11 protein-coding genes are annotated in these 13909 nt (G+C 57.5%); 4 read left to right on the forward strand and 7 right to left on the reverse strand.

The window, feature by feature from the left end; genetic code table 11:
* Window positions 1–3 precede the first annotated feature (3 nt).
* Complete coding sequence (locus GRI36_RS00275) at window positions 4–1248, reverse strand: RsmB/NOP family class I SAM-dependent RNA methyltransferase (RefSeq protein ID WP_160596647.1); 1245 nt, start codon at window positions 1246–1248, stop codon at window positions 4–6.
* A 55-nt stretch (window positions 1249–1303) separates the two neighbouring features.
* Between GRI36_RS00275 and GRI36_RS00280 the strand changes: the two genes are divergently transcribed.
* Window positions 1304–1474, forward strand: coding sequence for a DUF1674 domain-containing protein (locus GRI36_RS00280; RefSeq protein ID WP_160596648.1), 171 nt, complete (start codon window positions 1304–1306; stop codon window positions 1472–1474).
* Between the two features lie 18 nt (window positions 1475–1492).
* Here GRI36_RS00280 and GRI36_RS00285 read toward each other — a convergent pair whose 3' ends face one another.
* From GRI36_RS00285 to GRI36_RS00300, 4 genes are read right to left on the reverse strand one after another with little or no spacing between them, the layout of a single operon-like run.
* Window positions 1493–2890, reverse strand: a complete 1398-nt coding sequence (locus tag GRI36_RS00285; RefSeq protein WP_160596649.1) for a cytochrome P450 — start codon at window positions 2888–2890, stop codon at window positions 1493–1495.
* A 40-nt stretch (window positions 2891–2930) separates the two neighbouring features.
* Window positions 2931–3956 (reverse strand): ferrochelatase, encoded by a 1026-nt coding sequence (hemH, locus tag GRI36_RS00290; protein WP_160596650.1) that lies wholly within the window; start codon window positions 3954–3956, stop codon window positions 2931–2933.
* Window positions 3957–3980: 24 nt separating this feature from the next.
* A complete protein-coding gene (locus GRI36_RS00295) occupies window positions 3981–6248 on the reverse strand; it encodes a molybdopterin cofactor-binding domain-containing protein (RefSeq protein WP_160596651.1) in 2268 nt (755 codons plus the stop codon).
* Window positions 6249–6250: 2 nt separating this feature from the next.
* Window positions 6251–7276: an Mrp/NBP35 family ATP-binding protein gene (locus GRI36_RS00300; protein WP_202392073.1), complete on the reverse strand. Its 1026-nt coding sequence runs from the start codon at window positions 7274–7276 to the stop codon at window positions 6251–6253.
* Between the two features lie 71 nt (window positions 7277–7347).
* Here GRI36_RS00300 and hflK point away from each other — a divergent pair, with 71 nt between their 5' ends.
* From hflK to GRI36_RS00315, 3 genes are all read left to right on the forward strand, one after another.
* Window positions 7348–8523: a protease modulator HflK gene (gene hflK, locus GRI36_RS00305; protein WP_235902121.1), complete on the forward strand. Its 1176-nt coding sequence runs from the start codon at window positions 7348–7350 to the stop codon at window positions 8521–8523.
* A 2-nt stretch (window positions 8524–8525) separates the two neighbouring features.
* Window positions 8526–9377 (forward strand): protease modulator HflC, encoded by an 852-nt coding sequence (hflC, locus tag GRI36_RS00310; RefSeq protein WP_160596652.1) that lies wholly within the window; start codon window positions 8526–8528, stop codon window positions 9375–9377.
* 145 nt (window positions 9378–9522) lie between these two features.
* The gene (locus tag GRI36_RS00315) at window positions 9523–11043 is read left to right on the forward strand and encodes a Do family serine endopeptidase (protein ID WP_328598401.1); all 1521 of its coding nucleotides are present in this window, start codon (window positions 9523–9525) and stop codon (window positions 11041–11043) included.
* 104 nt (window positions 11044–11147) lie between these two features.
* Here GRI36_RS00315 and GRI36_RS00320 read toward each other — a convergent pair whose 3' ends face one another.
* Together GRI36_RS00320 and GRI36_RS00325 are read right to left on the reverse strand one after the other, a co-directional pair.
* Entirely contained in the window at window positions 11148–11546 is a 399-nt protein-coding gene (locus tag GRI36_RS00320) for a hypothetical protein (protein ID WP_160596653.1), read from the reverse strand.
* A 105-nt stretch (window positions 11547–11651) separates the two neighbouring features.
* A complete protein-coding gene (locus tag GRI36_RS00325; RefSeq protein WP_160596654.1) occupies window positions 11652–13850 on the reverse strand; it encodes a transglycosylase domain-containing protein in 2199 nt (732 codons plus the stop codon).
* Window positions 13851–13909 lie beyond the last annotated feature (59 nt).

The raw sequence follows: 13909 nt of genomic DNA on the forward strand, positions 1-13909 counted from the left end.
GTCCTATTTGACCCAGCGGGCTACGAAGAAGCCGTCCAGGCCGCCTTCATCGCTCAGCATTCCCGCATCTGTCCGCAGCCAGCCATCATCTGTAGGCTGCAAGCCTGCTGGCAGTTCTTCGGCGGTAATCGGCATGGGCGTCAGGCCGACGCTTTCCGCTTGCGCGTCACCTTCTGCGCTCTCCAAAGAACAGACTGCATAAACCAGTGCGGAGCCTTCGGGCAGCCATTCGATCGCGCGTTCCAATAGCGCATTCTGCAATTCGGCCATTTCTTCGATTTGGCGGTCGCCAATACGGTGGATCACATCGGGATGGCGGCGGCAGGTGCCGGTCGCGGTGCATGGCGCGTCCAGCAGGATCGCGTCGAATTGCTTGGCCGGTTGCCAGGTTAGCGCGTTGGCCTTGATAATTTCCGCCTCAAGCCCGGTGCGCTCCAGATTCTGGCGCAACTTGCCCAGTCGTCGTTCGCTGATATCGAGAGCGGTCACTTGCCAACCGGCAGCAGCCAATTGCAGCGTTTTTCCTCCCGGCGCAGCGCAAAGGTCCAGCACACGCTTTGGCCCGTTCGGGCCCCCGCCCTGCCCCAACAATCGCGCTGGCAAAGTGGCGGCCAGATCCTGCACCCACCAGTCGCCCTCTGCAAAACCGGGCAGCTGGTCAATCGGCGTTCCGCGTGGCAGCCGGATATGACCGGGCGCGAGGCTAACTCCGCCCATCGATGCGGCGCGTTCGTCGGTATCCGCCCAATTCTTGAGTGCGAGATCAACCGGGGGCGGCGCAATCAGGCCCGCTGCAATAATCTCGGCGCGGTCACCCCAGCGGTCGATTACGCGATCCGGCATTGTGGGCGCATCTGGCAGAGAGATTTCCTGTTTGTTTAGCGTAGAGAACACCCCGTGCGCCAAACGGCGTGTACCGCCGGTCAGCAAGGGGAGCGCGGTCGCAATCACCGCGTGCGGCGGGGTGTCCAGCCGCAGCCATTGCGCCAACATCAGCCGCAAAACCGATCGCGCCTTGGCATCATCGGGCAGCGGCTTCTTCATCACGCTGTCGATCAAGCCATCGAAATCTACCAGCCAACGCAGCACTTCGCTGGCAATCGCAATCGACAACGCCCGGTCGGCAGGCCCGCGAATATGGCGTGTAGCGTTGCGTTCCGCCTGCTCCAGCGTTTCACCGCGGTGAAGCACAGCATCGATCATTTGCAGCGCCGCACGGCGCGCGGGGAGGCCCGGAATATCTGACATGGCGGTTCCTTTAGGCGCGGTTGAAACTATCCGCTACCCTGCGCATTGATGAAGTATGACAAAAGAAAAATCCAAAGAAGCCAAGAATTTTGAAAAGCCGAAGCATTGGACCAACGATCCAGCGCCCGAACCCAAGGCGGTCGATCCGTTGAAAGACGAACCGCGCGATCTGTCCCCTACCCGCTACGGCGATTGGGAGAAGGATGGCATTGCTTGGGACTTCTAAGTCTGGCGGTGCTGCACGTTAAAGCGGTTTGAAATTGACCTTCAATCCATCTTTCGGCTGCGGGATCGGCCATGCTTTCCATTCAGGAGCATAACCTTCAGCCACATCGATTTGATAGCGCGTCAACATGTGCACCATCAGCACTTTGACCTGCATATAGGCAAAATGCAGGCCTAGGCACATATGCGCACCGCCGCCAAACGGAACCCATGCGTATTTGTGCCGCGCTTTCACCAGTTCTGGCGTGAACCGCATCGGGTCAAATTTCTCCGGCTCGGGCCAATGCTCGGGGTCATGGTGCACAAAATGCGCGCTTACATTAACCGGCGTGCCGGCCGGAATTTTATAGCCGCCATATTCAAAGTCTTTGAGCGCACGGCGCGGCGTTGATGGCACTGGCGGGAACAACCGTAGCGATTCCTTGAACGCCATCTCGGTCAATTCCAGCTTGCCAAGGTCTTCATACGAAATGGGCCGGCCTTCGCCGCCAGTTATCGCCGTAATCTCTCGCCGAAGCTTTTCCTGCCATTCCGGATTTTTGGCGAGCAGCCAGACCATCGATGTCGCGCTCGATGTGATTGTATCATGCGCCGCCATCATCAGGAAGTTCATGTGGTCGACCACCTCATCGACCGCCAGCAAGCTGCCATCTTCATGCGTTGCATTGGCAAACTGGCTGAACATATCCTGCCCTCCGCCTTCGGCGCGGCGGCGGAGCGTTTCCTTGGTGAAATAATCCACCAAAAATTCTCGGCCCTTCACGCCCTTACGCAGGAGGGTGAACGGCAGCGGCTTGCGCACGGGCGCGACGGAGGCCTGCACCATATAGACGAAAGCTTCGTTGATCTTGTCGGCTTCAGGACCCCATTCAATCCCGATGAAGCTGTCTGCCGCCAGATCGAGCGTGAGTTTCTTGATCGCGGGGTAGAAGGTCATTTCTCCCGCCCAATCCTTAACCGTATCGGCGATGCCGCGGTTTAACGCATCTGCATAATGGCGCATCGGCCCCGGCTTGAACGCAATTGAGAGCGCACGACGGTCCATCCGGTGATGGTCAAAATCCATCAGCATCAATCCGCGCGGAAACAGTTGGTCGAGGATCGGACCCCAACCCTGTTCCGAACTGAAGATCTTGTTGCGATCGAACAGCACCAGTTCGTTCGCATCAGCGCCAATCATTGCGACAACTGTGCCGCCAAAAGCAGTGTTCTGGTAAACCGGCCCGTATTTGGCCATCATATCTTTGGTAAACCCATGCGGGTCAGCAAGCATTTTAAAGGTGTTGCCGATGATCGGCAGGCCCTTCTCGCCCGGAATGTGATCCAGCGAAGTCCCAGGGACACGCTCCGACCAATGCTTCGGCGAAAATCCGTTAGTGTGCGTTTCGGAGATTGTTTTTTCTGCGAGAGTGGCCATGATTTTTCCTTACTGACACAAATGTAAGTAATTCGTTACCCTATGTCCAGCCTGACAGTTCGCGGCGGATAATTTGCTCCAGCATATCCATTCCGGGCACGCTGGTGTTGAGGCAAGACAGAACCGCGAAATCTTCGCCGCCAGCCTCCTGAAACTGTTCCTTGCCTTGAATGACCAGCTCTTCGAGCGTCTCGAGGCAATCAGCAGAGAAACCCGGTGCGGCGATGGCGATCCGCTTGGTACCCGCCTTGGCCTCGTCCTCCAGCGTGGTGTCGGTCGCCGGGGTCAACCATTTGGCCGGGCCAAAACGCGACTGGAAGGTGGTGACATAGCGCATACCGCCGCGTTTCCCCATCGCCGCTTCCACCAGACGCGCGGTCTTGCGGCAATGACAATGATAGGGGTCGCCCAAATCGAGCGTTCGCTGAGGCATCCCGTGAAAACTCAACAAAAGGACTTCGGGTTCAAATTCCAGCGCATCCAATTGTGCGCCCAGATCGGCCGCCAGAGCATCCACATATGCGGGATCATCGTAATAGGGCGGCAGCGTGCGCAGCGAAGTCTGCCAGCGCATAGCCTTCAGCTTTTCGGCCGCTTTATCGACCACGGTCGCGGTCGTTGCGCCCGAATATTGCGGATAAAGCGGCGCAAGCAAAATCCTGTCGCAGCCCTGATCCATCAGCTTCTGCAATTGATCGGCAATGGTGGGCTTGCCGTAGCGCATGGCCCATTCGACTTTGACCTGTCCGCCCAGACGTTCCTGTAAGCCCTCGGCCTGCGCCTTGGTTATGAATGCGAGCGGTGAGCCTTCTTCAGTCCATACCTGAGAATAGGCATGGGCCGATTTCTTGGGCCTTGTATTGAGAATGATACCGCGCAAGATCGGCTGCCAAGCAATCGGCGGAATTTCCACCACGCGCCGGTCGGACAGGAATTCCTTCAGATAGACTTTTACCGCTTTTGCAGTGGGGGCCTCTGGCGTGCCCAGATTGACCACCAGTACGCCGACATTGCCGCTTTTCACGCTTGGGTGATCAGCCGGGAGTTGTTGCGATTGCCAAGTCATGCAGATACCCAAATCATTTCAGCTCTAGAGCCCTTCGGAGAATAGCGGCAGACGGCGAAAGCGCAGCCCGGTCGCAGAAAAAAGTGCGTTTGCAATAGCAGGAGCGCTTACCGCCACGCCTAGTTCCCCGGGATCGACAGGTTCGCCATCGCCTGTGATAAATTCGACATCGATTTCCGGGCAGTCTTCCAGCAAAGGCAGATTCAGATCGCTCAACCGCTGGCTGGTTGGCAGACCGCCTGAATATTGCGTGCTTGAACCCAGGGCGAGCGACAGCCCGAAGATCAGCCCTCCCTCGATCTGCTGCCGCGCGATGTCGAGGTTGATTATCCGGCCAATATCGACCGCAGCGCTCAATTTCGAAACCTTGATCCCGCCTTCACCTTGGCGGGCTGTCGCGACGCAGGCGATGCGCCCTTCGCCAATCCGGTGACAGGCAATGCCTTGTCCGCTTTGTTCGCGTCCGCCGCCCCATTGGCCCAGCCGCGCTGCCTGTTGCAGGCAAGCGACCATACGCGGGTCTCCGCCGAGCATTCCGATACGGTAGGACAAGGGTTCACGCCCGAACATCGATGCTGCCTCGTCGATAAAGCTTTCGGTAAAGAACGCTGTGTACCCGTGTGAATTCCCGCGCATCCGCCCTGTTGAGTGGCCGATGTCTGTTGGCACATGCTCCACCACTGACAACGGAATTCCGTAAGTTGGAACTGCGCCCTCCACCGCCATCGGGTCAGCCACACCAGACGCCGCTTCGCGTGCCGCCCAATGGGTTTTGTTGGCGAACAAACGCTCGCCAAATTCGCGCGCAGTGGCAGGCGCTGCAATTCTCGTTTGCAATGCCGCGATCTGGCCAGCTGCTCCGGGGATCAATTTCGCCCACATCAAAGCGGCGGCAGGTGTGCGATGCAACCCGGCCACATGTTCCTGCCAGCGCGACCAGACCAGTTGCACAGGCCGCGGATTGTCGCGGGAAACCTCTCGCGCAATCAGCGCGATCTCAATTGCGTGGTCATGCTCCAACCGGCGGTCAAAACTCCCGCCAGCGGGCATGGGATAAAGCACAACGTCCTCTAGCGAGAGGCCGATTGCCTTTGCCGCAGCCTCCCTCGCACGTTCGGGGGCTTGGCTCGCAATCCACAATTCCAGCCTGCCATCAGCATATCGTGCCGTGGCGCTAGCGGTTTCGAGCGCCGCATGCATCGCTGGTGCGACTTCGTAGCGGCGGGCTATATCGGGTTCGCCCACAGCGCCATCGCCTCTTTGCGCCACAACAATTGCCGTCCCGCTGCGCGTGGCCTCGATTAATTTGTCAGCGATATCACTGCTGTCGACGACATTGGCGACCGAGAATTTTGGCTTCATCGCGGCCAACGCTTGGTCTGCGCTCCACCAATCGCTTGCCACTGCGGCGAGCCAACGCTTGCCTTTTATCACGGTGATGACCCGTGAATTACCGGCCACGGCGTTGCTATCAAATTCGGATAACTCGGATTGCTCGACCGGCCCATGCGTTATCGCGGCATAGACCATATCGGGCAGCCGGACGTCTCCTGCGAACAAATGCGTACCATCGACTTTAGAAGGCAGATCAAGCCGGGGATAGGCAATCTCCTCCTCTGCCTGACCCGCAATCGGTCGCTCCGATGCGGCCCATGCTCTAAGCGCCGGAGGGTCAGGCGCTTCGCGCTTCGACGCCCCCCCGACCAGTTCGGCAAAAGCCAGCTTCTTGTCCTCATGACTGACGAAGCCGCCCGCTGCATCACAAGCACTTGGTTCGATATCCCATCGCTCGGCGGCTTCCTCTATCAGCACCATCCGCGCCGATGCAGCAGCTTGACGGCAAGAGCTCTCATAGGCTGCCACTGACAAGCCCTCTGCAGTGGCGGAAAAACGGCTGATCTGGGCGAAGCGCTCGGCGAGCAAATCGTCAGGCTCATCGGCCATACCCGGCGCAAACGGCATCCATAAAGCCGACCATTTGGCCGCAAGCGGAATGTTGGCGTAGGCACCGCTGACCGGTGCCGGTTCAACTGCGACTTGCCGCCAATCTGCGCCCAGCTCGGCACAGATAATCTGCGGCAGAATGGTCGTTATGCCCTGCCCCATTTCCAATTGCGGTACCGCGACCGTAATCACGCCGTCGGCGGCGATCTTCAGCCAAGCGTCAAATGCATATTCATTGCGTCCCGGCCTGAGCGGGGTGGGATATGTTCTAGGCCGAAGCGCCCAGGCTGCCAGCAACCCGCCACCGACAGCAGCGCCGATTAGCACACCGCGGCGGCTGACAAGCATGGTCAGGCGTTCTCCTTGGAAACGGCTGCCTCAGACTTAGAAGCGGCATCGAGCCAGTCAGAGAGCTTGCGGGCAATGTCCCGAAATGGCTCTGCTTCGGCGCTGTCACCCGCGGCAGAGGGGGAGCCCGCATCGCTGGAAATACGAATTTCCATCGCCAAAGGAATCCGGCCAAGGAACGGAATGCCAGTTCCTTCCGAAGCATCCTCGACGCCGCCCTTGCCAAACGGATCGCTCACCTCTCCGCAAGATGGGCAGGTATAGCCGGACATATTTTCCACCAACCCGATAATCGGAACCTTGCCCGTTTCAAATAAATTGGCTGCGCGCTGCGCGTCGATCAGGGCCAGATCTTGCGGGGTAGAGACAATCACCGCGCCTTCAGGCTTGAATTTGGACAGCATCGTCAATTGCACATCACCAGTGCCCGGTGGCAGGTCAATCAGCAGCAATTCGGTATCACCCCAATGCGCATCGACCAATTGGGCCATCGCATTGCCAGCCATCGGACCGCGCCATGCCAGCGCTTTACCCGGTTCAACCAGATGTCCCATCGACAGCACCGGAACGCCGTGGCGGCTTGGCACCGGAACCAGTTTCTCGTTGCGGCCCTCGGGTTTTGCACCCTTATTATCGAACAATGTCGGCTGCGAAGGGCCATAGACATCGGCATCAACCACTCCGACTTTGCGCCCCATTCTGGCAAGAGCGACCGCCAAATTCGCCGTCAGCGTCGATTTACCCACACCGCCCTTGCCCGATCCGACAGCAATAATTCGAGGTGTTTTGGGGGCAGGAGCTACCGGTGGTGCAGGCGCACGATCCGCCACCATTGCCACGCGCACTTCGGAAACACCCTCCGCCTCGCCCAGCATTTGTTTTACCGCTGATTCCAGACCGGCGCGATTATCGGCGTCCAATCCTGATGCTTCGAGCACCAACGTTACTGTGCCATCCGTTAGCTTTATCGTCTGTATGCGCGCCGCAACCGAGTCCGGCAGCCGCGCTTTTAATGCCTGTTCATCCATAATCGGGTCCTAGCAGTAAATTCCCGCACGCACCCCCTGTTTTTCCTACAATCGACACCTATAAAGAGTTCATGAGCACATTTGGCGCAATTGCGAAAAATATCGGGCTGGCAATGGCTGGCAAAAACCCATGGGGCGGCAAATCGGACAGTTCCGATGGCCCATCCGGCAGCGGCGGAGGGTCTGATTCAGATTCCGGCGGCAGCGAAAAGCCTAAGGGACCGCGCAATCCGTGGTTGCCGGGAAGCGGTGGAGGTGGCGGTGAAGAGCCGCGCCGTTCTGCCAATATCGAAGACATCTTCAAAAAGCGTGGGCCAGAGGGTCCGCGCAAAGGCGGCGGCGGCCCCGGCGGCCCCAATTTCCAATTCCCGCAGCGACCCGGCGGCAAAAGCTGGCTTCCCGTTGCAATCGGCGTGGTGGCACTGGCCTGGGTCGGGACGACCTCAATTCATTTTGTTCAGCCCAAAGAGCAAGGTGTTGTTACAACGCTCGGCAAGTTCTCCCGGACTTTCAATCCAGGCACAAACTGGACATTACCCGCCCCATTCGAAAGCGTGTACATCGAAAATGTCAGCGAAGTTCGTGCTTTCCGCATTCCCGAAGGGTCTGAAGGCGAGAAACTGATCCTGACTGGCGATCAAAACCTGGTCAATCTTTCTTACCTTATTAGGTGGAATATCAATGACTTGTCCCTGTATAAGTTCCGCCTCGCAAAACCAATCGAGACGGTAAAGCAAGCCGCTGAGGCGGCCATGCGTTCTGCCGTTGCGGAAAAAACTTTGGACGATACTTTCTCCGGCGAAGGCCGGGCGCAAATCGAAGAACGCGTCCGGACCCGGATGCAAGCGATCCTTGACGGATACAAAGCTGGTATCACGGTCCAAGGTGTTGAAATCGACAAGACCGATCCACCCGAGCAGGTTAGTGACGCATTCAAAGATGTGTCTGCGGCTGAGCAGGATGCCGATGCAGCACGCAACCGTTCGCGCGGTGTAGCGCAGCAGATTTTGGCGGCCGCAGAAGGTGAAACCGCAGCGTTCGATAAGGTGTATGAGCAATATCGACTTGCCCCTGAGGTCACCCGCCAGCGCCTATATTACGAGACTATGGAGCGTGTTTTGAGCCAAACCGACAAAACCATCGTCGAAACTAATGGAGTGACAACGTATTTGCCGCTTCCGGAAATTCGCAAGCGAGCACAAGCAGCGCCGCCGGCCTCGCCACCTGCTGCGGTGGAGGGACAATGAACATGACAAATATTTGGGAAAGCCATAAACTTTCGATCATCGCAGTCGGCCTCGCTTTGATTGGCCTGATGTCCAGTATGGTCGTCATCCCCGAAGAAGAGCAAGCAGTTGTCGTGCGTACGGGTAATCCCGTGCGTGTTATCAACCGCTTCCAACCCGATGTCCCATTTGGTGAAACCGGCGCCGGAGTCGTTTTACGTATCCCGCTGGTTGAACAAGTCATCCGGATCGACAAACGCGTGCTCGATCTCGATATGAGCCAGCAACAAGTGCTCTCCAGCGATCAGCAGCGCTTGCTTGTCGATGCCTATGCGCGGTTTCGGATAATCGATCCCGTACAGATGGTTGAGTCGGCTGGCACGACCGACGGCGTTAGGCTGCAGCTTGAACCAATTCTCAACTCAGTCCTCCGCCAAGAATTGGGGCGGCGGACTTTCGCAGCGATGCTGACGGCTGAGCGCGGCGACGCGATGAGCAATATAACGTCCAAGCTTGATGATCAGGCTCGGCGCTATGGCGCGCAAGTAATTGATGTGCGCATCAAGCAAACCGACCTGCCAACAGGTGCGCCATTGGCAGCAGCATTCACCCGGATGGAAACTGACCGCGAACGCGAAGCCCGCACGATCCGCGCTCAGGGTCAACGCGACGCACGGATCATTCGGGCAGAAGCTGATGCCGAAGCGGCTAGAATTTACGCTGAAAGCTTCGGGAAAGATCCCGGTTTCTATGATTTCTACCGGGCCATGCAAAGCTATGACAAGACCTTTGCGCAGGGCGAAGATCAGGGCGAAAGCAGCATCATTCTGTCACCCGACAATGAATATCTGCGACAGTTCAGGGGTCGCCGTTAGACGCCTGTCGTTGACCGTTGGTCGATGGGCACCATGACTGTTCAATCGCCGTTCAGCGGATCCTGTAAGAAGGGGAGCAAGAACAACGGAAAAGCGGGGCCTTCCCGGCCCGAGTGAGCAAAAGGAAAGTAAGGACGTGAAGCCTGTGCGATATGCTTATGGATTAACCTCCGCGCTGCTGGTTGGCGGCGCAGCCATTTCTCTGATGACCGGTTATCCAGCCGGCGCGCAAGTGGCGCAAAATGATGATAGCCAGATGGCCAGAGTTGTACCGCGAGCGGGCGCTCCGGTAAGCTTTGCTGATCTGACCGAGCAATTGCAGCCAGCCGTGGTCAACATCGCAACCCGGCAGCGTGTCGAAGTCGAACAGCGGGGCAATTCACTCGCAGAATTGTTCGGCATGCCGCAACGCAGCGCACCACAGGGCGGCGCTCCGCAAACCCGCGAGGCGCAATCGCTGGGTTCCGGATTTATCATTTCGGCCGATGGTTACGTGGTCACCAACAACCACGTTGTCAGCCCTTCGGGTCGCGGTACGGTTGAAGAAATCACCGTGAAAATGCCCGACGGCAAAGAATATGAAGCGACCCTGGTTGGAGCTGATGCTGCGTCTGATCTGGCTGTGCTAAAAATCCAGAGCGACAAGGATTTTCCTTTCGTAGAATTCGGCGATTCAGCGCAGGCACGCACAGGTGACTGGGTGATTGCGATTGGCAATCCATTCGGCCTTGGCGGGACGGTAACCAGCGGAATTGTCTCCGCCGTTATGCGCAATACCGGCGGCGGTGCCTATGATCGCTTCATCCAGACCGATGCCAGCATCAATCGCGGCAATTCGGGCGGGCCGTTGTTCGATATGCAAGGTAATGTAATCGGCATTAACAACGCGATCCTGTCCCCCTCGGGCGGCAGCGTGGGTATCGGTTTTGCGATCCCGGCAGAAACCGCCAAGCCAATTGTCGAACAGTTGAAGAGCGGTAAAACCATCGAGCGCGGTTATCTGGGCGTCAGCATCACACCGGTTGATGATGATTTGGCCGATTCGCTCGGCCTACGCCGCAATCGCGGTGAATTTGTTCAATTGGTTGAACCCGATGCGGGGGCAGACAAGGCGGGCATCGAGGCGGGCGATATCGTGATCTCGATTGACGGCAAAGAAGTCACGCCCGACCAGACATTGTCGTTCCTGGTTGCCAATATCAAACCCGGCACGACAATCGCGATAGAGTTGGTTCGCGAAGGTAAAACTCGCACAGTTCGTGCATTGGTTGGTAAACGTCCAACCGAAGATCAAATCCGCGAGCGGCAAATGTTCCGCGGCGATGATGAGGCAGAAATGCCGGAGCAATCCGAAGATGCCAGCCCGGTCATCGACAAGCTGGGCCTGCAAGTCGTGGCAATTAACGCAGAAATTGCGCGCCAACTGCGCGTCCCGGCTAATACTAAAGGCGTTGCAATTCTGAAAGTGAACCCGAATTCCGATGCAGCGACCAAGGGTCTGCGCCGCCGGGACATCATACTGACGGCCAATTACAAGCCCGTGGCGAGCATTGCCGATCTGGAAACGATCGTGAACGAAGCCGTCGCTGAGGACCGCGAAGCCGTGCTGTTGCAGATCCAGCGCGAAGGCGGTGCTCCCGCATACCGCGCTGTTCGGTTACGCTAACTATCATTGGCCCGAGACCGATTGGGCAGATTGATATAAAGAAGGCCCCGCTGGATAAACCCGCGGGGCCTTTTCTTTTGGACTTATGATCCAACGGTTCGCAATTACGATCCGTTGACTTTCATGTTCCAACGGCTTTTGCAAACCCAATCGAATGATGAATTGTCCGATCCAACTGCATTATACTCCACGTCGCCTGTGGCATTGTAAGTATAGTATTTGTAATCGCTGTAGCCGCGAATTCCGAAAGCACCGCAATCGGGTGACCCGTCTTTCTGATCATGGCACACTTTCGCATAAATCCTGTTCGCACAGGTGTTTCTGTAAGTTACGGTGATTTTGCTCTTGTCCCAGCTATGGTTCGTTTGCCTGAGACATTTGTTACGGCTCGCATCTTTTGCGTCCCAGCAACCGTCGGCATCGACCGAAGTTTGGTGCGAAGCACTGGCAGATGATGATGATGCGACCATGAGCGCGGCGAGTAGAGTAAAGCGAATAGACATATGTCCTCCTTGTCCAAAAGCGATATTGCTTGGGTGAAGGATTAATCCGGCGTTGGACGGGGCGCTGTGACCAAGGTCACACCGCCGAAAATGTCTCAGAGAAAGCTAATTTACAGGTGCCGCCGGATTGGTGCGCGGCGCTGGCTGTTGCTGCGGTGGCGGCGAAGGGACACGCTGAGCGGGCTTGGGCCGGTTCTGCGCCGGTGCTGCTGCCGATCCCTCACCTGTGGCACGGTTCAGGAAATCATCGCTGGCCGCAGGTGGCGCATCATTTTCAGGCACTTGTGGGCGGCGCGAAACATCGCCGGGCGTCGCCTGGCCGTTCGGCTGCGGAACCGGGTTATTCGGATCGCGCCCTGCGCCAGGCTCAATCAGATTGCCTTGCTCGTCGATGTAGTAATAATCGTCAGGGTCCCCGAAATAGAATTCATCATCGGGTTCAAGTTGCCATTCGGGCAATTTCAGTTCGGTGTTGAATTGTTCAACCGGGCGATCCTTCACCGCATAGCGCATAAAAGCGGCGAAGGCCTGCGCAGGGGCGCGGCCACCTTGGAGGCCCGGCACCGCTTTTGCATCATCGCGGCCCATCCACACGCCAGTGGTGATCCCGCTGGAAAATCCGATGAACCAGCCGTCTTTGTTGGACGAGGTTGTCCCGGTCTTGCCCGCAACCGGGCGTCCGATTTGCGCCGCTTTACCAGTGCCAGTGTTGACCGCGGTTTGCAGCAAGTCGGTGATCCCAGCCGCAACGTAATCAGGGACCAGAGTGGAACCACCGGACTTCTCGTGCTGATACAGCAGTTCTCCGCTCGCGGTCGTCACTTTCACAATTCCATAGGGCTCGATTGATTTTCCGCCGGCTGACACGGCGGCAAAGGCGCGGGTCATGTCGATCACCCGCGTTTCGTTGCTGCCGAGCACCATGGAAGGCACCGTCGAGATCGGCGTGGTGATGCCGAACCGCTTGGCCATCGAGGCGACAGTGCCGAAACCGACCTCATTGCCCAATTGAGCCGCGACCGTGTTTTTGGAATAGGCAAATGCAGTGCGCAAATTTATGTCTCCGGCATAGGCGCCACCAGAATTGCGCGGGCTCCATCCGTCAATCGTGACTGGAACGTCCTTGACCATATCTTCGGGCGTGTAACCCGCTTCCAGTGCCGCGAGATAAACGAATAACTTCCACGATGACCCCGGCTGACGCACCGCGTCGGCAGCGCGATTGTAATTGGTTTCAACATAATCGGTTCCGCCGATCATCGCCAGAATTGCACCATCGCGGTCGAGACTGACCAACGCGCCTTGCGCATTGTTCGGTGTGTTAGATTTGATTGATGCTGCGGCGGTTTGCTGCATCCCTACATCCAGCGTGGTCCACACTTCAATCGGTTCGAATGTTTCGGGCAGCAGTAAATCAAGCTGCGGCAAAGCCCAATCAGTGAAATAGCGCACCGAATTCTGACTCTTGTCCTCTTTCAGCTTCACAGCCGAGGGGTCCACGGTAATGCTGGGATCAATCCGCCCCTGCTCCTTCATCAACCGCAACACCACTTGTGCGCGGTCGACCGCCGCCTGCACATCGGCGGTGGGGGAATAGCGTGATGGGGCCTTCACCAAACCGGCGATAATCGCGGCTTCAGCGGTATCGAGTTCGGTCCCTGGATGGCTGAAGAATTTGCGACTGGCGCTGTCAATTCCATAGGCACCGCCACCGAAGTAGACTTTGTTCAGATAGAGTTCGAGGATTTGATTTTTCGAAAACTTCCACTCCAGCGCCATTGCCAGGACTGCCTCACGCAGTTTCCGGTCAAGAGTCCGGTTGGAATTTAGGAAGACATTGCGCGCCAATTGCTGGGTAATGGTTGATGTCGCACCCAGCCGCTTATCACCAGTTGCAGCGACAAAGACCGCGCGCCCCAAACCAATCGGATCAACTCCGAAATGGCTATGATAACGGCGATCTTCTACCGAAATCATCGCATCTTTCATCACCTGCGGAATTTCATCGCTGGTCAGCCATTTGCCAAAGCTCGGGCCGAGTTCGACAATCTCCGTCCCGTCACGCGCACGGACAATGATAGTCTGCGCGTTCTGGGTGGCTTTCAATTCTTGATAGCTGGGCAGTGATCGCGCGGCGAACACCACCGCCAGACCGAGGAACAACACGCCGAGCAAGCTGAGAAACCCGCCCCACACAAACACACGGCGCAACCACAAACGCCAGCCAGTCGGCTTTCGCCTGACTGGCTTTGCGTTCTGTTTCCGGCTTGTGCTGGCCGCGCGCCGGCTGCCCCGTTGTGCCATCGACTAGGTTTACCCGTTCAACGGTGCGTAATGCACCCGTCCATCCTCAAAGCGATGCA

The organism is Pontixanthobacter gangjinensis, assembly GCF_009827545.1.
Lineage (GTDB): Bacteria > Pseudomonadota > Alphaproteobacteria > Sphingomonadales > Sphingomonadaceae > Pontixanthobacter > Pontixanthobacter gangjinensis.

Coding starts and splice junctions, on each gene's coding strand:
- GRI36_RS00285 (WP_160596649.1), bottom strand. CDS start 2,890: ATGGCCACTCTCGCAGAAAAAACAATCTCCGAAACGCACACTAACGGA.
- GRI36_RS00320 (WP_160596653.1), bottom strand. CDS start 11,546: ATGTCTATTCGCTTTACTCTACTCGCCGCGCTCATGGTCGCATCATCA.
- GRI36_RS00325 (WP_160596654.1), bottom strand. CDS start 13,850: ATGGCACAACGGGGCAGCCGGCGCGCGGCCAGCACAAGCCGGAAACAG.
- GRI36_RS00300 (WP_202392073.1), bottom strand. CDS start 7,276: ATGGATGAACAGGCATTAAAAGCGCGGCTGCCGGACTCGGTTGCGGCG.
- GRI36_RS00295 (WP_160596651.1), bottom strand. CDS start 6,248: ATGCTTGTCAGCCGCCGCGGTGTGCTAATCGGCGCTGCTGTCGGTGGC.
- GRI36_RS00280 (WP_160596648.1), top strand. CDS start 1,304: ATGACAAAAGAAAAATCCAAAGAAGCCAAGAATTTTGAAAAGCCGAAG.
- hflK (WP_235902121.1), top strand. CDS start 7,348: ATGAGCACATTTGGCGCAATTGCGAAAAATATCGGGCTGGCAATGGCT.
- hemH (WP_160596650.1), bottom strand. CDS start 3,956: ATGACTTGGCAATCGCAACAACTCCCGGCTGATCACCCAAGCGTGAAA.
- hflC (WP_160596652.1), top strand. CDS start 8,526: ATGACAAATATTTGGGAAAGCCATAAACTTTCGATCATCGCAGTCGGC.
- GRI36_RS00275 (WP_160596647.1), bottom strand. CDS start 1,248: ATGTCAGATATTCCGGGCCTCCCCGCGCGCCGTGCGGCGCTGCAAATG.